Below are 25,147 nucleotides of genomic sequence, written 5' to 3'. Positions count from 1 at the left end.
GTGATGTGGCCGACCTGCGTGGACGCGTCCGGGCCGGTCGGGCGGAACCGCCGGTTAGAGTGACGGGCGTGACGACGCTGCCTGACCGCCGCCTGCTGCTGGTCCACGCGCACCCGGACGACGAGACCATCGGCACCGGCTCGACCATGGCCCGCTACGCCGCCGAAGGCGCCCACGTCACGCTGGTGACGTGCACGCTCGGCGAGGAGGGCGAGATCCACGTGCCGGAGCTGGCCCAGCTCGCCGCCGCCGAGGCCGACCAGCTCGGCGGCTACCGGCTCGGCGAGCTGGCCGCCGCCTGTGCGGCGCTCGGCGTCACCGACCACCGCTTCCTCGGCGGCCCGGGCCGCTACCGCGACTCCGGGATGATGGGCCTCGCCACCAACGAGCACCCCCGGGCCTTCTGGCAGGCCGACCTGGACGAGGCCGCCGGGCACCTGGTGGAGATCATGCGCGAGGTCCGCCCGCAGGTCATGATCACGTACGACGAGAACGGCTTCTACGGGCACCCGGACCACATCCAGGCGCACCGGGTGGCGATGCGCGCCGCCGAGCTGGCCGCCGCCGAGGGTGTCGCGCCGGCCAAGATCTACTGGACCGCCATGCCGCTCAGCGTGCTCGAGGCGGGCATGACCGAGTTCACCGAGTCGGCCGACAACCCGTTCGCCGGCATCGAGGACGTCGCCGAGCTGCCGTTCGGCACCCCGGACGCCCAGATCGCCGCCCGCATCGACGGCACCGACCAGCACGCCGCGAAGCAGGCGGCCATCCGCGCCCACGCCACCCAGATCCCGGCCGACTCCTGGCTCCACACCATCGCCGGCAACTTCGGCGCCGAGTTCCTCGGGGTGGAGTACTTCACGCTCGCGGTGGGGGAGAAGGGCCCGGGCAGCGGGCCGTACGGCTGGGAGGACGACCTCTTCGCGGGGCTCCCCGCCCTCGGCCCGGACCGGGCCCCGGTCACGGCGGCCGGCCTGCGGTGACGCTTCCCGCCGCCCCGATGTCGGTCGCCCCGGACGAGACCAGCCCGCCGCCCGCGGGCCCGCCCCCGCGCCTGATCGACGCCGGCCTGCGCGTGGCCGGCGGCCTCGTGGCCGTCGTTGCCGGCACGGTCTCCGGGGTGCTGGAACTCCTCCTCGCCACGGTCCGTGTGGCCGGGCAGCTCATCGGGGTGTCGGTGCTGGTGGCGATCGGCGCGAACATCGTGCTGAGCTGGTTCGCCCGGGAGGCCGTCGGCCGCCGCTGGTCGGTGGCGTTGCCCGCCGTGCCGTGGTTCCTGCTGATGGCCGTCGCGGCCGTGCGGACGTCCGAGGGCGACCTGCTGCTCGCCGGCGACAACTGGGTCGGCCTGGTCATGATCGTGGCGGGCGCCATGACGTTCGCCGTCATGGGCTTCCGGCAGATCCTCGCGGTACCCACCGTCCGGGTGGGGGACTGACGGCACACAGCTTGCGGTGGTAGATATTCCTGCCAGGACACTGCCCCGGGGGCGGGCGGTGGAGCGGGAGGTCGTGCGATGGACAAGCGCTGGCGCGACATCGGGGTGCTCGCGGGTGCGCTCTTTCTGGTCAACGTGGCGGCCCGGCTGATCATCCATTTCGGCACGGACGGCGACGACGCCGCTGCCGACCGGGTGTCGCTGGGAATGTTCGTGCTCATCGGGCTGATCCTCGCCGTGGTGGCGTTCCAGTGGGGGCGGCGCCAGCCGCTCGGCGACTGGGCGGCCGACGTGGCGGGTGCCGTGCTCGTGGCCATGCTGCTGACCGTGCTGGTCGGCCCACTGCTGGTCGGCGACAGCCCGTTCGCCGGCGGCGCGGGCACCTTCTTCGCCCAGATCTGGCTCTACCTGGCGGCCACCGGCGCCGGGACGCTCGTGGGTTACCTGGTGCTCACGGCGCTCGGGCTGGACCACCGCTCGCAGAGCCTCAAGCGGTACGCGGAGATCAAGGCAGCCAAGCCCCGCAAGGTAGTCCGCCGCTAGCCCGCGCAGGACGAGACCGAGGGCCCCGCGCACGTCGCCCGACCCGTCAGCCTCGCGGCGCTCACGCGGGTCCCCGGCCTCTCCGCGATCTTGCAGTTTCGGCCCGTGAAACGCGGCTTGTGTCCGGATTGTGGGGGTACTAAGTGCAAGATCGCGGAGCGGCTGCGGGGTGATCGACTCCGTTTCGCCGACGTGGCGGTGTCCGGGTCGCGGGGATACCGCCACGTCGGCGAAGTGGAGTCGATCTCGGGGTCGGGTCGGTGGTCGGGTGGGTGGAGGGGAGTCGCGGTGGTCAGCGCGGGGCGACCCGCGTCCGGTACGTGTGGTGGGTCGTGAAGCCGAGCCGCCGGTAGAGGGCCACGGCGCCGCTGTTGTGCTGCTCGACCTGGAGGAACGCGTGCGTGGCGCCGGCCTGCGCGCCCCACTCCGCCAGGGCGCGGATCATCCGGCTCGCCAGCCCCTGCCGGCGAGCCTGCGGCAGCACCTCGAGGAGACTCAACCCCAGCCAACGCCCCTGTCCGGTCACCGTGCCCCGGCCGATCCCGACGAGGGCCCCGTCCACGTACACGTGCGCGAAACGGACCTGGTCCACGGCGGTGAGCACGTGCCGGGCGGCGTCCGCGAGGCCACCCTTGCGTCCCGACGCGACCGCCAGCCACTCGGGCGCCGGCGCGGTCGCCAGCTCCACGACCGCCGCCGCGGCAGACGCCTGAGCGGCCTGCGTAGCCCCGGCGACCGGCGGCCCAGCGGACGACGGCAGGCCGGCCGCCAACCCGTCCGGCGCGGGCGCGTCGGACGGTGACCCATCCTGCGCGGGCACGTCGGCCCGCAACGCATCCGGCGCGGGCGCGTCGGCCGGCAACCCATCCGGCGCGGGCGCGTCGGCCCGCAGCGCATCCGGCGCGGGCACGTCGGTCGGTAGCCCATCCGGGGCAGGCGGCGCGGCCGGGAGCGGGAGTGGCGCGGTCTGCACCAGCACCGGTGGGCGGCTCGCCCAGCCGCGGGCGTCCAGTTCGGCGCCGACCGGCGCGGCGAGCGGCAACGGCGTGTTGACCATGGGCGGCAGGCCGTGCCGGTCGTACCACCGCTCGACCGCGTCCAGCGCGGCCGGCAACGGCCGGTCCGGGTCGCCGACCGGCAGCGCCGAGTTGGCCCGGCCGGTCCACCCGTCGGCGGCCCGCAGCAGCCAGCCACCCAGCCGGTCGCGTACCGGCGCCGGCCACGCCTCGTCGGCGGCCAGTTCCAGCTCGGTCACGGCGGCGGCGGTGGGCCGGCGGGTGGGCGGCACGCGCTTGGCGCGGTGCACCTCCCCGCGGGGGACACGCAGCGGGCCCTGCGCGGTGGCCAGCGTGAGATGGGTCTCGTCCAGTTCGACCAGCTCGCCGAGGGCGTCCGAGAAGAGCGGCCGGCCCTCGCGAATGCCCACAATCCGGCGGACCACGATCCGGTGTCCCACATCCTGCTGACCCAGCATCGATCGACCCCCTCCCCGGCGAGATACTAGGCTCTTACCGTCGCGGGAGATCGCGGCGCGTCTTGCGGAGGAGAAGACCGGTGACCTACATCATCGCCGAGCCGTGCGTGGATGTGCTCGACAAGGCATGCATCGAGGAGTGCCCGGTCGACTGCATTTACGAGGGCAACCGGATGCTCTACATCCACCCCGACGAGTGCGTCGACTGTGGTGCCTGTGAGCCTGTCTGCCCCGTCGAGGCGATCTTCTACGAGGACGACGTGCCGGAGCAGTGGAAGGACTACACCGGCGCCAACTACGAGTTCTTCGAGGACCTGGGCTCGCCCGGCGGCGCCTCGAAGATCGGCAAGGTCGAGAAGGACGCGGCCTTCGTGGCCGCCCAGCCGCCGCGCGGTGAGGGCCACTGAACCCGCCCGCGCCGGTCTCGGCACGACTGCCCGAGTTCACCTGGGACACCCTGGACGCCGCGGCCGCCCTGGCTGCGGCGCATCCGGAGGGGCTCATCAACCTCTCCATGGGTACGCCGGTCGACCCGGTGCCCCCGGTGATCCGGCAGGCGCTCGCTGACGCGTCCGACGCTCCCGGTTACCCGTTGACGGCCGGCACCCCGGCGTTGCGGGCGGCGATCAGCGCCTGGGTGGCCCGGGCGTGCGGGGCCGGGGTCGACGGTTTCGGTGTGCTGCCGACCATCGGCTCGAAGGAGCTGGTCGCCTGGCTGCCCACCCTGCTCGGCATCGGGCCGGGTGACGTGGTGGTGGTGCCGTCGATCTGCTACCCCACCTACGAGGACGGGGCACGCCTGGCCGGCGCCACCACCGTCCGCACCGACTCGCTGACCTCGGTCGGTCCGACGTCGCGGGTCCGGCTGGTCTGGGTGAACTCGCCCGGCAACCCGACGGGGCAGGTGCTGCCCGCCCGCCACCTGCGCAAGGTGGTCGACTGGGCGCGGGAGCGCGGCGCGATCGTCGCGAGCGACGAGTGCTACCTGCCGCTGGGCTGGTCCGCCGAGCCGGTCTCGATCCTGTCACCCGAGGTCTGCGGCGGCTCGTACGACAACCTGCTGGCGCTGCATTCGCTCTCCAAGCGGTCCAACCTGGCGGGCTACCGGGCCGGCTTCGTGGCCGGCGACCCGGCGCTCGTGGCCGAGCTGCTGAAGGTGCGCAAGCACGCCGGGATGATCGTCCCGGCTCCGGTGCAGGCCGCCATGGTGGCCGCCCTCCAGGACGAGCGGCACGCCGAGGAGCAGCGGGAGCGCTACCGGGCCCGGCGGGAGGCGCTGTACCTGGCGTTCACCGCGGCCGGGTTCACCGTCGAGCACTCGGAGGCGGGTCTCTACCTCTGGATGACCCGCGACGAGGACTGCTGGAAGACGGTCGACTGGCTGGCCCGTCGGGGCATCCTCGTGGCCGCGGGGGTCTTCTACGGGCCGGCGGGCGGGCAGCACGTCCGGGTGGCGCTCACCGAGTCCGACGAGCACGTCGCGGCCGTCGCCGGCCGGCTCGCCGAGGCGTAGAACCCGACCGTGTCACCGCCGGCCGGCGCGGGCCGGCCGGCGGGACCCGGCGGTCAGTGGTTGATCCGGCGGGATCCGGCGGTCAGTCGGTGATCCGGCGGAAGACGGCCAGGAGGTTGTCCCGGCTGTGCTTCTCCAGCAGCTCGCTGGAGTACAACTCCTGCACAACCACCGTCCGGCCGTCGTGCAGCGTCAGGGTGGCCTTCAGCGGCACCTCACGTTGCACCTCGACCGAGCTGATCTCCTCGTACGGCAGGAACGGGTAGCGGGTGGCCAGCTCGGCCATCGGCACCGACCCGACCAGGGCCTTCAGCCGCTTCTCGCCCTGGCTGGCCCGGCCGGGGTCGGGCACGAGGAGAAGACCCCGGTCGAGCACGAGCAGGTCGTGCTCCCTGCCGTCGACCTTCATGTTGGCCAGCCCGCCGACCAGGTCCGCGTCCTGGCCGGTGACGCGGCTCTGCACGACGGTCGCTCCCGCCGGGTCGACACCCCGCTCGCGTAGCCGGGTCACCGCCTCGTCCACGGTCTCCGGCGAGACCGCGAGCTTGGCGATCTCGGCGAGATCCCACGGCTCGCCGTCGGCGCCGACCAGGCGTGCGGGCCCCGACCAGGAGAGCTCCCAGTGCGCCCGGCCGGAGCGGACGGCCGCGTTGTTCAGCAGCAGCTCCATCGGGCCGGCGAAGCGCTGCGCCGCCTCCTTGCGGGTGGCGTTGGCGAAGAACTGCTCGGCGAAGGCGCCGAGCCGGCCCGCCCGCACCAGGTCCAGCACGGTCGCGAGGCCCGGTTCGGCCGTCGCGGCGAACCGGCCCGCGGCCCGGTAGACGGTGTCCGCCTCGCGTTGCACTCCGGCGGCCACCGCCGCCGCGGTGAACCCGGCCCACGGCAGCACCTGCCGCGCACCGTGGTCCACCACCACGCCCTGCAGCTGGCGGCCGGCGGCGGCGATGTCGGCGAGCAGCACGGCGGCCGGTCGCTCGTCCGGGGGGACGTCACCGGCGGGGACGTCGCGCATGGCGGCGATCCGGATGCCGATCGGCGGGTGCGTGTCCCAGCGTGACTGCTCCTCGTCGGGTGCGTTCTCCCGCAGGCCGGCGATCTCGTCCCGTCGAGCGTTCAGCAGCTGGGCGAAGCCACCGAACAGGTCGTCCGGCGCGAGGCCGGCCGACCAGCCCGGCTCGACGTACCGGCGCATGTAGAAGGCCCAGGCGGCGGCGAGCGGAGGCAGCGTACGCAGTGCGGACGTGGCCGCCTCGTGGCCGGCGAGGAGCACCGACGACCGGTCGGCCGCCAACTCCTGCCGCCGGGAGGCCGCGTTGTCGACCAGCAGGTAGAGCCGCGCGTAGCCGCGGAAGACCCAGCCCACCGGGTTCCGGCTGCTGATCCGCTCGATGGTCTGGCCGATCGCCAGACGGCCCCGGTAGGCGACCCCGCCGAGGCGGGTGTGCCGGCCGGAGTAGTGGCCCAGCTCGTGCGCGAGCACCGAGCGGAGCTGGTCGACGCGCAACGCCTGCAGCAGCGGCATCCCGACGTAGAGGATCCGGCGGCCGCCGATCAGGCCGAGCAGACGGCTCTGCTCGCTGACCGCCGCGTTGACCTCCGGCACCAACCGGATCTCGTCGGGCGCCCGCGTGCCGACCGCCCGGGCCAGGTCGCGCACCGCGGCCCACAGCTCGGGCGCCTCGCGCTCGCCGAGGATCAGGCCGGGCATCGGTTCGTTCTTCGTACGCACGGCGCGCCACAGACCGACGAGCACCGCGCCCAGCGCGACGAGCAGCGGGATCAACAGCTTCCCGGCGACGACGGCGTTGCTGACGTCGATCAACCAGGCGCCCAGCGCGACGACCGCGGCGAGTTGCAGCAGCGCGACCACGTAGAAACCGATCAGCATCACCACCGAGGCGAGTGCCCGGTAGGTCGCGGTCATGGGTCGTCCCCCTCCCCGTTCCCGCCTCCTAGCGGGCGGCGCAGGGGACCGTACGACGTTGATCTTTCCGGGACAACCCCCTTCCGGTCGACCTGCGCTGCCCCTACGATCTGCCGGGACCGACGGGAGAGGGAAGATCAAGATGTGGCCGTTCCGGCGTAGGACGAGGCAGGCGGAGGTGCCGGCCGTGCGGGTCGACCGCGCCCAGGGCGACCCGACCGCGGCGGCGTTGCAGGAGGCGTTGGGACGGCGCGACTGGCGGACGGCCCGTGACCTGCTCGTCCCGGTCACCGACCCGGACGACCACGCGTTCTACGTCTCGATGGCGGCCGATGTCACGGGTCTCCAGGACTGGATCGGCGAGTGGGTCGACGCCGAGCCGTCGTCGACCCTGCCACTGCTGGTCCGCGGGGCGCACGCGGTCAAGTGGGCCTGGGAGGCGCGCGGCGGCGCGCGCGCCTCGCAGACCCGCGAGGAGCAGTTCAAGGAGTTCTGGCGGCGGCTGAAGTTCGCCGAGAACTGCCTCGACGAGGTGGCGGACCGCGATCCGGACGACGTCACCGCGCGGGTCTTCCTGGTCATGTCGGCGCGCGGCCGTCAGGTCGACCGGGACGAGGCGCAGCGCCGCTTCGACGACGTGGTGGCCCGGCACCCGTGGCACCGGATCGCCCACGAGCAGATGCTCCAGTACCGCTGCGAGAAATGGTTCGGCAGCCACGACGAGATGTTCGACTTCGCCCGGTCCACCGTGGCCAAGGCGCCGACGGGCGCGCCCCTCGGGCACCTGGTCGCGGTCGCGCACCTGGAGAAGTGGCTCGATCTTCCGGTGGGTGAGGACGGCGAGTACATCGGCGACGACGCGGTGCGGGCCGAGCTGAACGCGGCGGCGGACGCGTCGGTTCGCCACCCCGACTACCGTCGCCGGCCCGGCTGGCCGAGCGTGCACAACTCGTTCGCCATGGCCTTCGCGCTCTCCGGTGATCTCCGCTCGGCCGCCGGGCAGTTCGAGGTGATCGGTGACCAGGTCAGCGAGTGGCCCTGGCAGTACCTGAACGGCCGGCAACCGGAGCTGCCGTTCCTTGAGTGGCGGGCGGAAGCTGCCGGCGCGAGCGGCTGAGCGCGGCAGCGCGGCGATATCCTCGGCCCGACCGAGTCGGGGCCGACGACGCCCCGCGGTGGCAGGGGCGGGTCGACCGCCACCCGGCCACGACACCGACCGAGACGCCGAGGTGCGTGATGGTGGACAGGCCCGCTGGGCAGCCGAGGATCGCCGTGGTGGGCACGGGTCTCATCGGCGGGTCGATCCTGCTCCGCCTGCACGAGGCGTACGCGGACGTCGTCGGTTGGGACCCGGATCCGGCCACGCGGGCCGAGGGGCGTGCGCGGGGGGTGCGTTTTCCCGACGACCTCGCTGCGGCCGTCCGGGACCGGGACGTGGTGTTCCTCGCCGGTCCGCTGCCGAGCCTGCCGGAGACGCTGCTCACGGTGGTCAAGCACACCGGTGACCGGTGTGTGGTCACCGACGTCGGCAGCACGAAGGGTGCCGTCGCCCGCTTCGCCGGGGAGCACGGGCTCACCGACCGGTTCGTGCCGGGCCACCCGATGGCGGGCACCGAGCGGGCGGGGCTGACCTCGGCCGTCCCGGGGCTCTTCGACGGGGCGGCGTGGGTGCTCTGCCCCGCGCCCGAGGGGATCGAGCCGTTCCGGGCGCTTGCCGGCCTCCTCGTGGACGTCTTCTCCGCCCGGGTGGTGCCCATGTCGCCGGCCGTGCACGACTCGGTGGTCGCGCTCTCGTCGCACGTCCCGCACCTGCTGGCGGGGAGCCTCGCGGGTGCGGTGGCCGGCTCGGACGTCCGCGACGCCGTGCTCGGTCTGGCGGCGGGCAGCTTCCGGGACGGCACCCGGGTGGCCGGCACGCCCGCGACGCGCACCGCGGACATGCTGTTCCAGAACCGGGACCAGGTCGTCCGGCAGTTGTCGCAGGTAAGCGCGTTCCTCGACGACCTGGCCGACGCGCTCCGGCGGGAGGACCTGCCGGCCCTCGTCGCGCGCTACCGGCAGGCGCAGGAGCTGCGCGGCGCTCTGGCCGACCGCGCCACGGTGCCGGGACGCCGGGAGTTCCCGGCCGGCGGCGACCACACGGCGGAGGTGGCGTACCTGCTGGAGCTGGGCGCCGCCGGGGGATACCTGAGTGGCTGCCGGACCGACGGCGACGTCGTGGCGTACCTGGAGCATCGCCCGCCGGCCACCGGCGCGGGTTGAGCCCGGGCGCGCACGCCCGGCCGCGACTAGGGTGAGGGCATGGCGGACGGGCCGGTCGTGACGGTACGCGGCGAGGCGTACCGGGAGGTGGCTCCCGAGCGGGCCCAGTTCACGGTCACCGTGACGGCCCGCGACCGGGACCGCGAGACCACGCTCACCCGGCTGGCGGAGCGCGCCGCCGCCGTCCGGGTGCTGCTCGACGGCACCGGGTCGGTGATCGACCGGCGGGAGACCGGCGACCTGCGGGTGCGGCCGGAGACCCGGCGCGCCACCGAGCGGGTGGTGGCCTGGCACGGCAGCGTCACCACGACCGTGACCGTCAGCGACTTCACGGCCCTCGGCGAGCTGATGCTCCGGCTGGCCGACCAGGACCAGGTGGAGGTTGCGGGGCCCTGGTGGTCGCTGCGGCCGGACAGCCCGGCCCACCGGGAGGCGCGGCACGCCGCGATCGCCGACGCGCTCGCCCGCGCCCGGGAGTACGCCGAGGCGCTCGGCGCCCGCGTCACCGCGCTCCTCGAACTCGCCGACGCCGGTGTGGAGCGGCCCATGATGGCGCGGATGGCGTACGCCGGGGGTCCCGAGGGCGGCGGCACGCCGGAGCTCGACCTCGATCCGCAGCCGCAGACCGTGCAGGCGGCCGTGCAGGCGCGGTTCACGATCAGCGAGCCGGTCCTGGGCTGATGACGACGGCACGGGTGCTCACCGTCGGGGAGCTGGTGGACCGGGCGCGCGCGCTGGCCGCGGCGGGTCCGCGCCAGCTGCTCGGCATCGCCGGCGCGCCCGGCGCCGGCAAGTCCACGCTGGCCGAACGGATCGTCGCCGAGGTCGGGCCGACGGCCCGCCTCGTGCCCATGGACGGCTTCCACCTCGCCCAGTCGGAGCTGGTGCGGCTCGGCCGCGCCGACCGCAAGGGCGCCCCCGACACCTTCGACGCCAACGGCTTCGCCTCGCTGCTGCGCCGCCTGCACCGCCTGGAACCCACCTCGGTCTACGCGCCGATGTTCCGACGCGACCTGGAGGAGCCGGTCGCGGGCGCCATCGAGGTGCCGCCGGAGGTGCGGCTCGTGGTGACCGAGGGCAACTACCTGCTGCTGCCGGACGACCCGTGGGAGGACGTGCGCACGCTGCTGCACGAGGCCTGGTTCCTGGACCTCGACGCGGAGGTGCGGCTGCGCCGGCTCACCGCCCGGCACGAGGCGTACGGGCGCACACCCGAGCAGGCCCGCGCCTGGGCGCTGGGCAGCGACGAGGCGAACGCCACGCTGGTGTCCGGCACCGCGGACCGGGCCGATCTCGTGGTGCGGCTGGCCGACCCCCTGCCGGAGTGACCGCGGTCAGCCGCCCCGCCGGGGTACGGGTACCCCGGGCCGCAGCAGCCGCGCGACGCGGGCCCGTTCCTGCCGGAACTCCGGCGCGTCGGGGTACCCGCTGTGGTTCCGGATCGGCGGGTCCGCCACCTCGCCGCCCCGGGGGTGCAGCGCCTCCGGATCGTGGACGGCGAGGTTCCGTTCGCCCGCGTCGACGGGCCAGCCGAGCGGGTCGGTGTCCCGCCAGAAGTTGGTCCAGCCGGTCCCGGCCGGGCCGGTCAGCGCCCCGGCCAGCGTGGGCAGCCGGTCCGGCCCGAAGTACGCCGGGAACACCCGACCGTAGAGGCGGGTCAGCTGACTGCCGTACGAGAAGAGCCAGATCCGCCGCCGCCACCGTGCCGCCAGTTGGAGGACGACGGCCGCGCACAGCACACTGCCCTGGCTGTGGCCGGAGAGGATGATCCCGTCGACGCGGCGCGGGTCGTGCGCCGTGAGGGCGAGCAGCCCGGCGATGCGGGTCTGCAACTCGGGCACGGCCCGCTCGGCGTAGCTGGGCGGGGCGAGCGGATGGGCGGCCCGCGGCCAGAAGGTTCCCACGTCCCAGATCACGCCCACGGTGCGCCGTACGGTGTCGTTGCGGTAGACCAGCGCGCCGATCCCGGCGAGCAACACCGGCAGCCAGCCGAGCATCGAGTCGCCCACGTCGGCCACGACCTTCACGACCGCCGCGCCGTCGGTGGCCTCCGCGGGGTGCGGCCGGGTGTGCGAGAGCACGGCGGCGCAGCAGACGGCCACGAGCACGGTCGCGGCGACCGCGTAGCGTCCGACGAGGCGTACGGCGTGCTCGCCGACGAGCCGGTGGAGGGCGTGGAAGGCGGCCACGTCGCGGACGCGGCGCAGGTCGTGCGGGGAGAGGTCGTGCCCGGGGGGCGCCAGTTCGGCGTACGCCCGGCGGCGCAGCCGGTGGAAGAGCAGGCCGGCACGGGCGAGGGTGACCGCCAGCGCGACGAGCGCCACGGCGAAGGCGAGCCCGCCCCACAGGACCGGTATCGGGGGGACGACCGTGGACCGTCCGCTGGGGGTGGCGCCGTTGTTGAGCCGGTCGGCCACCCAGTAGAGCAGCCCGGCGCAGTTGGCGACGCAGAGCACCCAGCCGGAGCCGGCGATCACGGCCGGACCCCGGCCGCCCCAGGCCACCGCGCTGTGCGGAGGCGGGGGCTGGGCCTCGCCGGCGGGGCGCGCGCGGGGTAGCACCAGACCCACCGCGGCGACGGCGACGGCGGGTACGGCGAGCATCCAGACGGCCAGCGGTTCCGGTGCGTCGGGCAGCGGGCGCAGCGAGCCGCCGAGCCAGGCCACGCCGAGCGCGAACAGCACCGCCGCCGACGCGGGCGCCGCGAGCGCCCGGCGGCCGGACCGGGCGACCGCCCCGATGGCGATCAGCAGCAGCAGTTGACCGAGGCCCAGCCAGGAGACGATCCAGTCATATCCGGGCAGCGACCGGTCGGCCAGGCAGCCCGGCAGGGCGGGGTCACGGGTGCAGCCCGGCGGCGGACGGAGGTCGGCGAGCGGGGTGCCGGCGGGCCCGTCGGGCAGCAGCAGGAGGACGACGGTGCCGGCCAGGGCGACCGCGGTGAACGCGGCCACCGTGACGCTCCACCGGCCGAGCGGGGCGGGGCCGGACCGTCGGGTCAGGTACGGCCGGCTCAGGGCCACCGCGGCGATCAGCAGCACGGCGCCGCACGACAGGACCGCGGGCACGGCGACCACCGTCCGTACGCCCCGGGGCGGGTCCATGGCGAGGACGGCGCCGAGGGGCACCGCCGCGGCGACTGCCACGCCGGTGCACAGGTGCAGCACGGCGGCGCGGCGCACCTGCCCCTCCCCGTACCAGAACGTGGGGTCCTGCAACGGGTTCGTCGGGGGCGGCGCCGCGGGTTCCGGTTGGTGGTCCGGGGCGGCCGCGGGCCCGGGAAGGTCCGTCCCGGCGGGCAGCTCCGCCTCGTACTGGTAGGTGCGCCAGGTGACCACCCCGAGCAGCGCGAGCAGGGCCAGTGGGGCGAGCAGCCCGACGGCGAGTGCCCGCGCCCCCTCGCTCCACCAGCCGTGGCCAAGGAACTTCCAGGGGCCGGGGATCCGGCCGAGGCAGGCCTCGTCGACGCATTGCCAGCCCACCAGATCGACGCCGATTCCGGTCACCGTGACGACCACGGAGCAGGTGAGGCTCAGGCAGAAGAGCCGGATGAGCCACGCGGTGACGCCGGACCGGCTGGTCGGCCGCTCCTGCGCCGGGTCCGCGGGTATGCCGGGCCGGGCGTGCAGGGCCACGTTCGCGAGGGTGAAGGGCAGCAGCAGCGTCCACAGCGCGCGTTCGACATCGCGCGCGGTCCGTCCCCCGGAGGTCAACTGCCCCCAGCTGTACGCCTCGACGACGAGCGGGTCGTCGGGGCCGACGCCGGGGGCGCGGTAGAACCCGGTAACGGGGCCGCCCGCGACCCGCCGCGGTTGCGGGGCGTCGCCGTCCGGGCGCATCCCGAGGATCTGGGCCGGGGGTGTGTTGGACACCCCGTGCACCCGAAGCTCGAGCACCCGACCGCTCATCCCGCCTCCCGGTGAAGCCCCACTACCCACAGTGCCGGGTGGCGGGCCGCACCGCCATCGGCCGAAAGAGCCGTTTGCGCAGGTGAGAGGGTTTCCCATGCCTACTGCACGGGGCGTACCGGCCGGGCCGGGTTGCCGAGAGCAACCACGCCCGGTGGCAGGTCCCGGGTGACGACGGCGCCCGCCCCGACGACGGTGTCCGCCCCGACGCTGACCCCGCCGAGCACGATGGCGCCTCCGCCCAGCCAGACGTTGTCGCCGATGGCGATCGGCTTCGCGGCCTCCCACTTGTCGCGCCGGGGCTCGGGCTCGACCGGGTGGGTCGGGGTGAGGAGTTGGACGTTCGGCCCGACCTGGACGTCGGCGCCCAGCGTGATCGGTGCGACGTCCAGGAACACGGCGTTGTAGTTGACGAAGCTGCGCGGCCCGATCCGGATCCGGGAGCCGTAGTCGCAGTAGAACGGGGGGCGGACCCAGGTCTCCTCGCCCACCTCGCCGAGCAGCTCGCGCAGCGCCGCCAGGCGCGCTCCGGGGTCGCCTGCGGGGCTCGTGTTGAAGCGTTCCATGAGGCGCGCGGCCCGGTCCAGGTCGGCGGTGATCTCGGGGTCGTCGGCCCGGTAGAGCTCGCCGGCGAGCATGCGGTCTTTCATGGACGTCACGGGCCGATCATCCCGAGCTGCCGCGATCTGTACCCGCGACTCGGCGTTTTTCAGCTTCCCAATGCATACCCGGTATGCAAGTCTAGGGGCGCTCATCGATGTCCTCGTTATAACGACGCTCCATCGAGGAGGTTCCGTTGCGCCTGATCAAAGGCCTGTCCGGCGGCGCCGTCGCGCTCGCCCTCGTCCTCGCCGCCCCGTCGGTCGCCGTGGCCGCACCGCCGGGCGGCGCCCGCACCGCCACCACCGGTCCGGGTGCCCCTTCCGCACCCGCCGACCGCCAACCCACCACCGTCACCCTGCTCACGGGCGACCGGGTGACCGTCACCGTGTCCGGCGCCGCCAGCGTGCGACCGGGTGCGGGTCGGGAGCACGTCCGTTTCCTGACCACCCGCGAGCGCGGCCGGCTCACGGTCGTGCCGCAGGACGCGCTGCCGCTGGTCCGGGAGGGCCGTGTCGACCGGCGGCTCTTCGACGTCACGGGGCTCATCGCGGCCGGGTACGACGACGCCCGCCGCGACGACCTGCCGGTGCTCCTCCGTCAGCGGGCCGGTGCCGAGCGGCGTGCCAGCTTGCCGGCGGGCATCACGGTCACCCGGGAGGTTGCCGCCATCGGCGGGTTCGCCGGCACGGCGGCCAAGGACCGGGCCGGCGAGATCTGGGCGACGGTCAGCGCCCGGGCGACCGGCGCGCGCGTCGACACGCCGGGGAGCGTCGACCGCATCTGGCTCGACGGCCAGCGGCGGGTCACCCTCGACCACAGCGTGCCGCAGATCGGTGCCCCCGCCGCGCACCAGGCCGGGTACACGGGCCGGGGCGTCCGCGTCGCGGTGCTCGACACGGGCGTCGACGCCACACACCCGGACCTGGCCGGCCGGGTGGCCGAGGCGCGCAACTTCACCGAGGACCCCGCGCCGGGCGACCTCGTGGGTCACGGCACCCACGTCGCCTCGATCGTGGCGGGCAGCGGCGCCGCCTCCGGTGGCCGCTACCGCGGGGTCGCACCGGACGCCACGCTGCTCGCCGGCAAGGTCTGCGAGACCAGCTTCTGCACCGACTCCGCGATTCTCGCCGGCATGCAGTGGGCCGCCGTCGAGCAGCACGCCGACGTCGTGAACATGAGCCTCACCGGCACGGACACGCCCGGGAACGACCCGCTCGAGGAGGCGGTGTCACAGCTCACCGCGCAGACCGGGACGCTCTTCGTGGTGTCCGCGGGCAACGACGGCGAATTCGCCCCGGTCGGCTCACCGGGCACCGCCGACGCCGCGCTCGCCGTCGGCGCGGTGGACCGGAACGACGCGCTGGCCGAATTCTCCAGCCGCGGGCCCCGGGTGGGCGACGACGCGCTCAAGCCGGACCTCACCGCGCCCGGCGTGGAGATCGTCGCGGCCCGCGCCGCGCAGGGCGTCATCGGCACCCCGGTGGGGGAGGGGTACGTCGCCATCTCCGGCACCTCGATGGCCGCGCCGCACGTCACCGGCGCGGCGGCGCTCCTCGCCCAGCAGCACTCCGGTTGGGCGGCCGGCCAGCTCAAGGCGACCCTGATGGCGTCGGCGAAGCCCCACCCGGCGCAGACCGCGTACCAGCAGGGTGCGGGGCGGGTCGACGTGGCCCGGGCCATCACGCAGACCGTCACCTCCGACCCGGTGAGCGTCTCGTTCGGCCGGGCGCTCTGGCCGCATGGCGACGACGCGCCGATCACCCGCGAGGTGACCTGGCGCAACGACGGGCCCGCGCCGCTCACCCTCGACCTCGGCGTCGAGGCCACCGGCCCGGACGACACGCCCGCCCCGGCCGGGATGTTCGCCCTGAGCGCCAGCCGGATCACCGTGCCCGCCGGCGGCACGGCGACGGCCAGGGTCACCGCCGACACCCGGCTGGGCGGCGCGGACGGGCACTACACGGGCCGGATCGTCGCCCGCGCCGGCGACGCGGTGGCGGTCACCCCGTTCGCGGTACACCGGGAGGTGGAGAGCTACACGCTCGCCGTCCGGCACCTCGACGACACCGGAGCCCCCACCGGAAACGCCAACACCACGCTCGCGGGGCTGGAAAGCTTCGTCACCTACGACCTGTCCGACCCGGACGGCACCGCCGAGGTGCGGGTACCCAAGGGGCGCTACGGCCTCGCCAGCTACGTGGGCAGCGGCGACGAGCAGGATTTCCGCTCCGCGCTGATCGCCCGCCCCGAGCTGGTGCTCGACCGCGACACGGTGGTCACCGTCGACGCCCGGCGGGCCAGGCCGGTCCGGACCACGGTGCCGGACCGCACGGCCACGCCGCTGCTCGTCGACATCGGCGCGAACTTCGTCGCCGACGACGGCAGCTCGTACGGCTTCGGCGTGCTCGGTTTCGACTTCACCGGCCTGTCCACCGCGCAGCTCGGCCCGGACGGGTCACCGAAGTCCTTCATCGGCACCGTGGGCAGCCAGTGGGCGGACCGGGAGGCGGCCAGCAGCCCGTACCTCTACGCGCTCAGCGAGGGCTTCCCCGGGCGGATGCCCACCGGCTTCGACCGGCACTACCGCAGCCGCGACCTGGCCACCGTCACCCACCGGTTCCGCGGCGGCTATCCGGGGCTGGAAGCGGAGCGGGTGGCCTACCCGCGACTCGCGTCCGACGTGGGCGGCTGGGCGGTCGTGCTGCCCACGGCGGTGCCGGGGCAGCGGGTCGAGCACTACAACACCCGCGGCGTGCGCTGGTCCTCCGAACTGACGTTCGGCGTACGGGCCGAGGACGGCTGGCTCGAACCCCGCGCGGTGCTGGTCGGCGAACCCCGTGCCTACCGGGCCGGCCAGCGGACGCGGGAGGACTGGAACAGCGCCCCGTACGGGCCGTCCTTCCCGGCGCCGAGCTGGCCCGGGCAGGGCCTCACCCGGCAGGGCGACGTCATCGTTCTGGACGTGCCGCTGCACAGCGACGCCCAGGGGCACGCCGGCGGATCGGTGCCGGACAGCGCCCGGACGGCGCTCTACCGCAACGGCGCGCTGGTCGGCGAGAACGCCGAACCGGGTTACGGAGAGTTCGCGGTGCCGCCCGGTGCCGCCGACTACCGGATGGAGACCCTGACGCGGCGGAGCTTCACCGACCTGAGCACCGAGGTGGGCGTGGCCTGGACGTTCCGGTCCCGGCACGTCCCGGGTGACGACTTCGCCCGGCTGCCCGCGATGGCGGTGCGCTTCGCGCCGCCGCTGGACGCGGCGAACACTGCGCCGGCCGGACGGAGCTTCACCATCCCGGTCCGGGTGCAGCGGCAACCGGGCGCGCCGTCGGCCCGGGTCGCGGCCCTCACGGTCGAGGTCTCCTACGACGGCGGCGCGACCTGGCAGCGGGCGTGGGTACGACCCGCGCGCGACGGCTGGGCGGCCACCGTCCGGCATCCCACCGGCGCCGGTCACGTCTCCCTGCGGGCCACCGCGCGGGACACGGCCGGCAACACCGTGCGGCAGCACGTCATCCAGGCCTACCGGCTGCGCTGAGGCGTACCTCCTCCGGGTCCGCGGGCGACCGCGGACCCGGAGGGGACGTCAGTCGTTGGCGTGCAGCGCCGCGTTCAGCTCGATGCCGCGGCCGGTGCGCGGCTTGGCCTCCAGCGCGCCGGTCACCGAGTTGCGCCAGAAGAGCAGCCCGTCCACGCCGGACAGCTCGCGGGCCTTCACGACCCGGCCGTCCGGAAGTGTGATCTTCGACGCGGCGGTGATGTAGCAGCCGGCCTCGACCACGCAGTCGTCGCCGAGGGAGATGCCGACGCCGGCGTTCGCGCCGACCAGGCTCCGCTCGCCGATACGGATCCTGTCGGTGCCGCCGCCGGAGAGCGTACCCATGATCGACGCGCCGCCGCCGATGTCGGAGCCGTCGCCGACCACCACACCCTGCACGATCCGGCCCTCGACCATCGACGTGCCCAGCGTGCCGGCGTTGAAGTTCACGAAGCCCTCGTGCATGACCGTGGTGCCGGAGGCCAGGTGCGCGCCGAGGCGGACCCGGTCCGCGTCGGCGATGCGGACGCCCGAGGGCACCACGTAGTCGGTCATCCGGGGGAACTTGTCCACCCCGTACACGGCGAGGTGCCGGCCGGCGGCCCGCTCGATGACCCGCAGCTCGTCGACCCGCTCCGGCGGGCACGGCCCCGCCGAGGTCCAGGCCACGTTCGCCAGCTTGCCGAAGATGCCGTCGAGGTTCAGCTCACCCGGCCGCACCAGGCGGTGGGAGAGCAGGTGCAGCCGGAGGTACGCGTCGGCGGCGTCCTTGATCGGGTCGTCGAGCGAGCCGATGACGGTGACCACCTCGACGCTCCGCAGGCCCGGCAGGGCCCGCTCGCCGACCGCCGCGGGCGGCAGGTCGAGCACGTCCGCCTTCTCCTCGCCGGGCACCAGCGGAAGCTCGCCGAGCCCCAGCTTCCCGGTCGGGTACCAGGTGTCGAGCACCTGGTCGTCGCCGGTGACGGTGGCCAGGCCGATGCCCCAGGCGGATCGTGCGGACGTCACTGCTTCACCTCTCGTTCGCCATCGAGCGGCGGAAGCTCGCTCCGCGCCCCCACCGGGTCTGACGGTACCGTGCGAACCATGGAGAACCCGTTGACCCCCGAGGTCCTCGCCGATCCGGTGGCGCTGACCCGCGCCCTCGTCGACATAGAGTCCGTCTCCCTGAACGAGAAGGCGATCGCCGACTGCGTCGAGGAGGTGCTGCGGGGTGTGCCGCACCTGACCACCTACCGCCACGGCAACACGGTGATGGCGCGTACCGAGCTGGGCCGGGCGCAGCGGGTGGTGCTCGCCGGGCACCTGGACACGGTGCCGCTCAACAACAACTTCCCGTCGACGCTGCGCGGCGACCTCATGTACGGCTGCGGCACCTCGGACATGAAGTCGGGCGTCGCGTACGCCCTGCACCTCGCGGTGACCCTGCCCGACCCGCGCTACGACGTCACGTACTTCTTCTACGAGGCGGAGGAGATCGAGTCGAAGTACAACGGGCTGCGCCTCGTCGGGGAGGCGCACCCGGAGTGGCTCCAGGCGGACTTCGCGGTGCTGCTGGAGCCCACGTACGGCATCGTCGAGGCCGGCTGCCAGGGGACGATGCGGGCGGTCGTCACCACGCACGGCGAGCGTGCCCACGCGGCCCGGTCCTGGCACGGGGTGAACGCCATCCACGGGGCCGGCGAGGTGCTGCGTCGGCTGGGCGCGTACGAGGCGCGCCGGGTGACCATCGACGGCTGCGACTATCGCGAGGGCCTGAACGCGGTGCGGATCACCGGTGGGGTGGCCGGCAACGTCATCCCGGACCGGTGCGAGATCGAGGTCAACTACCGGTACGCCCCGGACCGGGACCCGGCGGCGGCCGAGGCGCACCTGCGGGAGGTCTTCGCCGGCTTCGACCTGGCGGTCACCGACGCGGCGGCCGGCGCGGCCCCGGGCCTGGACAACCCGGCGGCGCAGGAGTTCCTCGCGGCGGTCGGCGCCGCGCCGATCGGCAAGCTGGGCTGGACGGACGTGGCCCGCTTCGCGGCCATGGGGATTCCGGCGTTGAACTTCGGCCCGGGCGATCCGAACCTGGCCCACCACAAGGACGAGCACGTCGAGATCAGCAAGATCCGCGACGGGGCCGCCACGCTGCACCGGTGGCTCGCCCCCGCGTGACCCGGGCTCACGACCAGGATGCCCGCGCCGGCCGGGGTGGGCCGGGCGACGCGGGACATCACGGTCGACGCTGTGGCCGGCGACCCGCCGGCGGGGCGGTCAGACCGAAGCGGTGACGTCGGCGGCGGGCCGGGCGTCGGCGGGATCGCCGGTCGGCTCGCCGCCGACGGGCTCCATCTGACGGGCGCGGCGGCGCTCGGCCACCACGTCACGGATCCGCCGCTGCATCTGACGGCGGATCCGGATCATCTCGCTGTTGCTGATCACGCTGGCTCCTCCCCCGAAGGCGCGCGCCGGGGCATACCCGGTATGTGAATAGTAAGACGTACGGGCGACGGAATTAGTTGCCCAAGATCGCGAACTATTTCTCGGCGTTCTCGCCGCCCGCACCCCGCCGGTGCGGCTCCACTACGGTTGCTTGCATGAGCGAGAGCAACGGGCGGGAGGCGGGCCGGCCGCCGGGGCGGGAGCGGCACCGGGGCGCCGTGACGCTCCGCCGCCAGGCGATCCCGAGCAGCACCGCCGACCAGCGCCTGCTGGACTCGCGGGGCCGGGGCGACTGGAAGACCAGGGACGCCTGGCGGGCGCTGCGGATCCTCTCCGAGTTCGTGGAGGGCTTCGACACCCTCGCCGACCTGCCGCCGGCCGTCAGCGTCTTCGGCTCCGCCCGCAGCGGCCCGGACAGCGAAGAGTGCCGGATGGCCGAGGAACTCGGCGGCGCCCTGGCCCGCGCCGGCTACGCCGTGATCACCGGGGGCGGGCCCGGCGTGATGGAGGCCACCAACCGCGGCGCCAGCGAGGCGGGTGGGCTCTCCGTCGGGCTCGGCATCGAACTTCCCTTCGAGCAGGGCATCAACGACTGGGTCGACCTCGCCATCGACTTCCGCTACTTCTTCGCCCGCAAGACCATGTTCGTGAAGTACGCCCAGGCCTTCGTGGTGCTGCCCGGCGGGTTCGGCACGATGGACGAGCTCTTCGAGGCGCTCACGCTCGTGCAGACCGGCAAGGTGACCCGGTTCCCCGTGGTGCTCATGGGCGTGGACTACTGGCGCGGCCTGCTCGACTGGCTCCGCGACACGATGGCGGCCGGCGGCAAGATCGGGCCGGTCGACCTGGAGCTGATCTGCCTCACCGACGACGTGGACGCGGCCGTCCGGCACATCGTCGAGGCCGAGGCCGCGCTCTCCGCCGAACAGGAGGCCGTCCGCGAGGAGGCGGTGGCCCGGACGGCCGCCGACCAGCGGGACGCGAGCGCGCAACACGCGATGGCCGATCGCCGGGACGCCGGCGCCGGAACGGGCCGCGCCGTCCCGCACGGGGTCGCGCCGGCTGACGTGGCCGAGCGGATCGACGCCGGCGAGGGGGAGGACTGAGCGGTGGCCGCCATCTGCGTCTTCTGTGCCTCGTCCCGTACCCTCGACCGCCGCTGGCTCGCCCTCGCCACCGAGACCGGCGCGGAGATCGCCCGGCGCGGGCACACGCTCGTGAGCGGCGGCGGGTGCGTCGGGATGATGGGCGCCCTCGCCGACGGCGCCCGGGCGGGCGGCGGACCGACCGTCGGGGTGATCCCGCAGGCGCTCGTCGACCTGGAGGTCGCCGACCTCAAGTCGGACGAGCTGCTGGTCACCGACTCGATGGCCAGCCGCAAGACGCTCATGATCGACAAGTCGGACGCGTTCCTCACCCTGCCCGGCGGGCTCGGCACGCTGGACGAGCTGTTCGAGGTCTGGACGACGGCCACCCTCGCCCTGCACGGCAAGCCGATGGTGCTCGTGGACGCCGACGGGTTCTACCGGCCGCTGCTCGACTGGCTGGCCGCCCTCACCGAGCAGCAGTTCCTCAAGCCGGCCGGCCTCGACCTGCTCACCGTCGTCGACTCCGTCCCCGCCGCCCTGGACGCGCTGGAGTCCCGCCTCACCTGAGACCGGCCCTTACCGGCCCTCGCCCGGCGCCCGGCCCCCGTCCCCCCGCTTCCCGTCGATCATGAAGTTATTGCCGCCACCACCGGCGTGTCGCGACAACAACTTCATGATCGACGAGTAGAGGCGAGGGGTGGGGCGGGGCGGGGTGTCGTAGGGGCGTGGTGGGATGAGGTGATGCAGGCGTACCGGTTGGTGCGTCGGCCCGCGGGGCCGACCGAGGAGGCCCGGCGGCCCGACGGGCCGGCCGGCGAGACCCGTCCGCCTATGGGGGCGGCCGACGGTCGTTGGCGGGTCGATCCGGTACAGGCCGAGGTGGTCGGGCACACCGACGGGCCGATGCTGGTCGTCGGAGGGCCGGGCACCGGCAAGACGAGCACGCTCGTCGAGGCGGTCGCGGCCCGCGTCGCCGAGGGCGTCGACCCGGAGCGGATCCTGGTGCTCACGTTCGGCCGCCGGGGCGCCACGGCGCTGCGCCACCGCATCGAGGCCCGGGTGGCCCGCGACGGCCACCGCGTGCTGCGCGAGCCGCTCGTGCGCACCTTTCCGGCGTACGCCTTCGGGCTGCTCCGCCGGGCCGCCGCCGAGCGGGGCGAGCCGTCGCCCCGGCTGCTCACCGGTCCCGAGCAGGATCTGATCATCCGCGAGTTGCTGGACGTGGTCGGCGAGGAGCCGGACGACGACCCGGTCGGCTGGCCGGAGGACCTGCGTCCCGCGCTGCGTACGCGGGCGTTCGCCGCCCAGCTGCGGGACCTGCTGATGCGCGCCGCCGAGCGCGGGGTGGGCCCGGTTGACCTGGCCCGGCTCGGCGAGAAACTCGGCCGTGCCGACTGGCCGGCCGCCGCGCGCTTTCTGCGGGAGTACGTGGCGGTGCTCGCGCTGCGCGACGTCAGCAACCGCGGCTCGATCGCGTACGACCCGGCCGAGCTGGTGCGGGCCGCCACCGGGCTGCTCCGCGACGACGACGAGCTGCTCGCGGCCGAGCGGCGCCGGCTCGCGTACGTCTACGTAGACGAGCTGGCCGACACGGACCCGGCCCAGCAGGAGCTGCTCGCCGTGGTGGCCGGTGGCGGCAAGTCCCTGGTCGCCTTCGCCGACCCGGATTCCTCCACGTACGCGTTCCGCGGCGCCGACCCGGCCGCCGTGACCACGTTCCCGCACCGGTTCCGGACGGCGTCCGGGGCGCCGGCGGCGCAGGTGCTGCTCACCACCTCCTACCGGGCCGGCCCGCGCCTGCTCGCCGCGACCGGGCGGGTGGCCAACCGGCTGCGTGGTCCGGCCGGGCAGCGCCGGCTGCGGTCGCTGCCCGAGGCGCCGCCCGGCGTCGTGGAGGTCCACACGTTCCGGTCGGCGACCAGCGAGGCGTCCTGGCTCGCGCACTCGCTGCGGGCGGCGCACCTGCTGGACGGCGTGCCCTGGTCGCGGATGGCGGTGCTGCTCCGGTCGACGGCGTTGCAACTGCCGACCCTGCAACGGGCGCTCCACGCGGCCGGCGTGCCGACCGTGGTGCACGGCGAGGACCTGCCGCTGCACCTGCAACCGGCGGTCGCGCCGCTGCTGCTCCTGCTGCGCTGCGCCCTCGATCCTGCCCAGCTCGACGAGGAGGCCGCCGTCGCGCTGCTGCACTCGCCGCTCGGCGGGGCCGACCCGCTGGCCGAGCGGCGGCTGCGACAGGGTCTGCGGGCGCTCGCGTTGGCCGGCGGCGACCGCCGACCCTCCGGCGAGTTGCTCGTGGAGGCGTTGCGGGATCCGGCCGAGCTGGCCGGCATCGAGCGGCGCTGGGCCGAGCCGGCGCAGGCCGTGGCGGGGCTGCTGGCCACCGCGCGGGAGGCGGCCGCCCGCCCGGGTGCCACGGCGGAGGACGTGCTGTGGGCGGTGTGGCGGGCCAGCGGGCTGGCCGAGCGGTGGGCCGGCGCGATCAGCCGCGGCCGGCCGGTGGCCGGCGAGGGGGACCTGGCGCGGCGACGCCGGGCGGAGGCCGCCGACCGGGATCTCGACGCCGTGATGGTGCTTTTCGACGCGGCGGCCCGGTTCACCGACCGGCTGCCCGGCGCCCGCACCGAGGTCTTCCTCGACCACGTGCTCGGTCAGGACCTGCCGGCCGACACCCTCGCCCCGGCCGCCGACCGTGGTGAGGCGGTACGGCTGCTCACCGCGCACGCCGCCAAGGGCCTGGAGTGGGATCTGGTGGCGGTGGCCGGCGTGCAGGAGGGCGTCTGGCCGGACCTGCGGCTGCGGGGTAGCCTGCTCGGCTCGGAGCGGCTCGTCGACGTGCTCGCCGGGCGGGCCGTGGGCGAGGGCGGCCTGGCCACCGTGGTCGGCCAGACCTCCGCGCTGCTCGACGAGGAGCGGCGGCTGTTCTACGTGGCGGTGACCCGGGCGCGCCACCGGCTGCTGGTCAGCGCGGTCGCGTCGGCGGCGGTCGGCGGCGACGACCACGAGGAGCAGCCCAGCCGCTTTCTGTACGAACTCGGTCCCACCGACCCGCCCGCCCCGCCCGGCGGCGACCCCACCCCGCCCGGCCCCCGGTCCACCCCCGACGGCGACCCGCACGGTCCGCCCGCGAACGGCGTCCCGGCGACGAACGGCGACTCGCCCGCGAACGGCGGCCCGGCCATGGCCAACGAACCGGCCCCGGCCGGCGGATTGGCCCCCGCCGAGCGCCCGGACGAATCCGCGACGCGCGGCGTCGTGGACGGGCCCGAGGCGGAGGGCGCCGTGGACGGGCCGGAGCCGGACGGGTCCGGGCCGGACGACACCGCGGACGCCTCCGGCACGGAGAGTCCCGTGACCGTCCCCGAGCGACGGGACGCGCTGCCGGTCACCCGGCCGCCCCGCGCGCTCACCCTGCCGGCGCTCGTCGCCGAACTGCGTACCGCCGTGGTCGACCCGGCGGCCCCGCACGCCCGGCGGCGCGCCGCGGCGGCCGAACTCGCCCGGCTGGCCGCCGCCGGGGTGCCCGGCGCGCATCCCGACGACTGGTGGGGGCTGCGCGGGCTCTCCGACGACCGGCCGCTCGTGGACGAGGGGGACCCGGTGCGGGTGACCCCGTCGGCCATGGAGAGCGCGCTGCGGTGCAGCCTGCGCTGGCTGCTGGAACGGCACGGCGGAAGCGCGCCGGCCAGCACCGCCCAGGGCGTGGGCAACCTGGTGCACGCCGCCGCCATGCTCGCCGAGGACGCGAGCGCCGACCGGGGGGCGCTGCTCGACTACGTGGCCGCCCGGTTCGACGCGATCGAGCTGGCCGCCCGCTGGATGGCCGGCCCCGAGCGCAACCGCGCGGAGGCGATGGTCGACAAGCTGCTGCGGTGGTTGGCCAGCAACCCGCGCCGGCTGCTCGCCATCGAGCACGAGTTCGCCGTACGCCTCGACGACCCGCGCCGGCCGGTCGAGCTGACCGGCCGGGTGGACCGGCTGGAGGTCGACGCCGACGGGCGCCTCGTGGTGGTCGACCTGAAGACCGGCAAGTCCACCGCGGTGACCGGCAGTGACCTGGCCGAGCACCCGCAGTTGGGTGCGTACCAGGCGGCGGTCGAGGCGGGGGCGTTCGCCGAGTTCGGTGAGGAGTCCGGTGGCGCCGCGCTGGTGCAGCTCGGCACCACCGCCAAGGACGCGAAGGAGCAGAGCCAGCCGCCGGCCGGTGAGGGGCCGGAGGCCGGCTGGGCGACGGCGCTGGTGCGGCGCACCGCCGATACGATGGCCGCCGCCACCTTCGCCGCGGTCGCCAACTCGAAGTGCCGGGTCTGCCCGGTACGCACCAGCTGCCCGGTCTCCGGGCAGGGCCGCCAGGTGGTGGAGCCGCCGGCCGTCCGCCGTCCGGACCAGGCGTAGGACCGCGAGCGCGAGGAGTGGACGTGCGAGCCCC

Annotated in this window: 19 protein-coding genes and 1 pseudogene; 14 read left to right on the top strand and 6 right to left on the bottom strand. The window is 74.9% G+C overall.

Annotated elements, in window-relative coordinates:
- Positions 1-59 precede the first annotated feature (59 nt).
- From mshB to ACSNOA_RS28095, 3 genes are all read left to right on the top strand, one after another.
- Positions 60-983 carry an N-acetyl-1-D-myo-inositol-2-amino-2-deoxy-alpha-D-glucopyranoside deacetylase gene (mshB, locus tag ACSNOA_RS28105; RefSeq protein ID WP_436662793.1) on the top strand — a complete coding sequence of 308 codons (924 nt, stop codon included), beginning with the start codon at positions 60-62 and terminating at the stop codon, positions 981-983.
- A 17-nt stretch (positions 984-1,000) separates the two neighbouring features.
- Positions 1,001-1,438: a hypothetical protein gene (locus ACSNOA_RS28100; protein WP_436663405.1), complete on the top strand. Its 438-nt coding sequence runs from the start codon at positions 1,001-1,003 to the stop codon at positions 1,436-1,438.
- Positions 1,439-1,516: 78 nt separating this feature from the next.
- Positions 1,517-1,981 (top strand): hypothetical protein, encoded by a 465-nt coding sequence (locus ACSNOA_RS28095; RefSeq protein WP_436662792.1) that lies wholly within the window; start codon positions 1,517-1,519, stop codon positions 1,979-1,981.
- 292 nt (positions 1,982-2,273) lie between these two features.
- On the opposite strand, the gene ACSNOA_RS28090 is transcribed toward ACSNOA_RS28095, so the two are convergent.
- Positions 2,274-3,455: a GNAT family N-acetyltransferase gene (locus tag ACSNOA_RS28090; RefSeq protein ID WP_436662791.1), complete on the bottom strand. Its 1,182-nt coding sequence runs from the start codon at positions 3,453-3,455 to the stop codon at positions 2,274-2,276.
- Positions 3,456-3,535: 80 nt separating this feature from the next.
- Here ACSNOA_RS28090 and fdxA point away from each other — a divergent pair, with 80 nt between their 5' ends.
- Entirely contained in the window at positions 3,536-3,862 is a 327-nt protein-coding gene (gene fdxA, locus ACSNOA_RS28085) for a ferredoxin (RefSeq protein ID WP_076466513.1), read from the top strand.
- Positions 3,859-4,968, top strand: coding sequence for a succinyldiaminopimelate transaminase (gene dapC / locus ACSNOA_RS28080; RefSeq protein WP_436663404.1), 1,110 nt, complete (start codon positions 3,859-3,861; stop codon positions 4,966-4,968). The genes fdxA and dapC overlap by 4 nt, the downstream gene beginning before the upstream one ends.
- Before the next feature lie 82 nt (positions 4,969-5,050).
- Here dapC and ACSNOA_RS28075 read toward each other — a convergent pair whose 3' ends face one another.
- Complete coding sequence (locus ACSNOA_RS28075) at positions 5,051-6,892, bottom strand: M48 family metallopeptidase (RefSeq protein ID WP_436662790.1); 1,842 nt, start codon at positions 6,890-6,892, stop codon at positions 5,051-5,053.
- A gap of 187 nt (positions 6,893-7,079) precedes the next feature.
- Here ACSNOA_RS28075 and ACSNOA_RS28070 point away from each other — a divergent pair, with 187 nt between their 5' ends.
- From ACSNOA_RS28070 to ACSNOA_RS28055, 4 genes are all read left to right on the top strand, one after another.
- Positions 7,080-8,009 (top strand): DUF4034 domain-containing protein, encoded by a 930-nt coding sequence (locus ACSNOA_RS28070; RefSeq protein ID WP_436662789.1) that lies wholly within the window; start codon positions 7,080-7,082, stop codon positions 8,007-8,009.
- A gap of 119 nt (positions 8,010-8,128) precedes the next feature.
- Positions 8,129-9,154 (top strand): prephenate dehydrogenase, encoded by a 1,026-nt coding sequence (locus tag ACSNOA_RS28065; protein WP_436662788.1) that lies wholly within the window; start codon positions 8,129-8,131, stop codon positions 9,152-9,154.
- Positions 9,155-9,193: 39 nt separating this feature from the next.
- A complete protein-coding gene (locus tag ACSNOA_RS28060; protein WP_436662787.1) occupies positions 9,194-9,835 on the top strand; it encodes an SIMPL domain-containing protein in 642 nt (213 codons plus the stop codon).
- The gene (locus ACSNOA_RS28055) at positions 9,835-10,482 is read left to right on the top strand and encodes a nucleoside/nucleotide kinase family protein (protein WP_436662786.1); all 648 of its coding nucleotides are present in this window, start codon (positions 9,835-9,837) and stop codon (positions 10,480-10,482) included. Before ACSNOA_RS28060 ends, ACSNOA_RS28055 begins: the two co-directional genes overlap by 1 nt.
- Positions 10,483-10,488: 6 nt before the next feature.
- On the opposite strand, the gene ACSNOA_RS28050 is transcribed toward ACSNOA_RS28055, so the two are convergent.
- Positions 10,489-13,062 carry a hypothetical protein gene (locus ACSNOA_RS28050; protein WP_436662785.1) on the bottom strand — a complete coding sequence of 858 codons (2,574 nt, stop codon included), beginning with the start codon at positions 13,060-13,062 and terminating at the stop codon, positions 10,489-10,491.
- Between the two features lie 101 nt (positions 13,063-13,163).
- Positions 13,164-13,721: a sugar O-acetyltransferase gene (locus ACSNOA_RS28045; RefSeq protein WP_436662784.1), complete on the bottom strand. Its 558-nt coding sequence runs from the start codon at positions 13,719-13,721 to the stop codon at positions 13,164-13,166.
- Between the two features lie 137 nt (positions 13,722-13,858).
- Between ACSNOA_RS28045 and ACSNOA_RS28040 the strand changes: the two genes are divergently transcribed.
- Positions 13,859-17,203 carry a S8 family serine peptidase gene (locus tag ACSNOA_RS28040; RefSeq protein ID WP_436662783.1) on the top strand — a complete coding sequence of 1,115 codons (3,345 nt, stop codon included), beginning with the start codon at positions 13,859-13,861 and terminating at the stop codon, positions 17,201-17,203.
- Positions 17,204-17,251: 48 nt separating this feature from the next.
- Here ACSNOA_RS28040 and dapD read toward each other — a convergent pair whose 3' ends face one another.
- Complete coding sequence (dapD, locus tag ACSNOA_RS28035) at positions 17,252-18,211, bottom strand: 2,3,4,5-tetrahydropyridine-2,6-dicarboxylate N-succinyltransferase (RefSeq protein WP_436662782.1); 960 nt, start codon at positions 18,209-18,211, stop codon at positions 17,252-17,254.
- 78 nt (positions 18,212-18,289) lie between these two features.
- Between dapD and dapE the strand changes: the two genes are divergently transcribed.
- Entirely contained in the window at positions 18,290-19,363 is a 1,074-nt protein-coding gene (dapE, locus tag ACSNOA_RS28030) for a succinyl-diaminopimelate desuccinylase (RefSeq protein WP_436662781.1), read from the top strand.
- 99 nt (positions 19,364-19,462) lie between these two features.
- Here dapE and ACSNOA_RS28025 read toward each other — a convergent pair whose 3' ends face one another.
- Positions 19,463-19,630: a hypothetical protein gene (locus tag ACSNOA_RS28025; protein ID WP_436662780.1), complete on the bottom strand. Its 168-nt coding sequence runs from the start codon at positions 19,628-19,630 to the stop codon at positions 19,463-19,465.
- A 155-nt stretch (positions 19,631-19,785) separates the two neighbouring features.
- On the opposite strand from ACSNOA_RS28025, the pseudogene ACSNOA_RS28020 reads away from it, so the two are divergent.
- From ACSNOA_RS28020 to ACSNOA_RS28010, 3 genes and pseudogenes are all read left to right on the top strand, one after another.
- Positions 19,786-20,616, top strand: a pseudogene (locus ACSNOA_RS28020) (TIGR00730 family Rossman fold protein); the annotation flags it as partial.
- A gap of 123 nt (positions 20,617-20,739) precedes the next feature.
- Positions 20,740-21,285, top strand: coding sequence for a TIGR00730 family Rossman fold protein (locus tag ACSNOA_RS28015; protein WP_436662779.1), 546 nt, complete (start codon positions 20,740-20,742; stop codon positions 21,283-21,285).
- Positions 21,286-21,459: 174 nt separating this feature from the next.
- On the top strand, positions 21,460-25,113 hold the full coding sequence (locus tag ACSNOA_RS28010; RefSeq protein ID WP_436662778.1) for an ATP-dependent helicase: 3,654 nt from the start codon (positions 21,460-21,462) through the stop codon (positions 25,111-25,113).
- Positions 25,114-25,147 lie beyond the last annotated feature (34 nt).

Origin of the sequence: Micromonospora sp. URMC 103, assembly GCF_051386435.1 — a bacterium.
Classification (GTDB): Bacteria; Actinomycetota; Actinomycetes; order Mycobacteriales; family Micromonosporaceae; genus Micromonospora.
The sequence above is the reverse complement of the archived record's forward strand: the minus strand, read 5'-3'. Positions and strand labels throughout refer to the sequence as shown.

Coding starts and splice junctions, on each gene's coding strand:
- ACSNOA_RS28050 (WP_436662785.1), bottom strand. CDS start 13,062: ATGAGCGGTCGGGTGCTCGAGCTTCGGGTGCACGGGGTGTCCAACACA.
- ACSNOA_RS28075 (WP_436662790.1), bottom strand. CDS start 6,892: ATGACCGCGACCTACCGGGCACTCGCCTCGGTGGTGATGCTGATCGGT.
- dapE (WP_436662781.1), top strand. CDS start 18,290: ATGGAGAACCCGTTGACCCCCGAGGTCCTCGCCGATCCGGTGGCGCTG.
- ACSNOA_RS28095 (WP_436662792.1), top strand. CDS start 1,517: ATGGACAAGCGCTGGCGCGACATCGGGGTGCTCGCGGGTGCGCTCTTT.
- ACSNOA_RS28010 (WP_436662778.1), top strand. CDS start 21,460: ATGCAGGCGTACCGGTTGGTGCGTCGGCCCGCGGGGCCGACCGAGGAG.
- ACSNOA_RS28100 (WP_436663405.1), top strand. CDS start 1,001: ATGTCGGTCGCCCCGGACGAGACCAGCCCGCCGCCCGCGGGCCCGCCC.
- ACSNOA_RS28090 (WP_436662791.1), bottom strand. CDS start 3,455: ATGCTGGGTCAGCAGGATGTGGGACACCGGATCGTGGTCCGCCGGATT.
- ACSNOA_RS28055 (WP_436662786.1), top strand. CDS start 9,835: ATGACGACGGCACGGGTGCTCACCGTCGGGGAGCTGGTGGACCGGGCG.
- ACSNOA_RS28065 (WP_436662788.1), top strand. CDS start 8,129: ATGGTGGACAGGCCCGCTGGGCAGCCGAGGATCGCCGTGGTGGGCACG.
- ACSNOA_RS28060 (WP_436662787.1), top strand. CDS start 9,194: ATGGCGGACGGGCCGGTCGTGACGGTACGCGGCGAGGCGTACCGGGAG.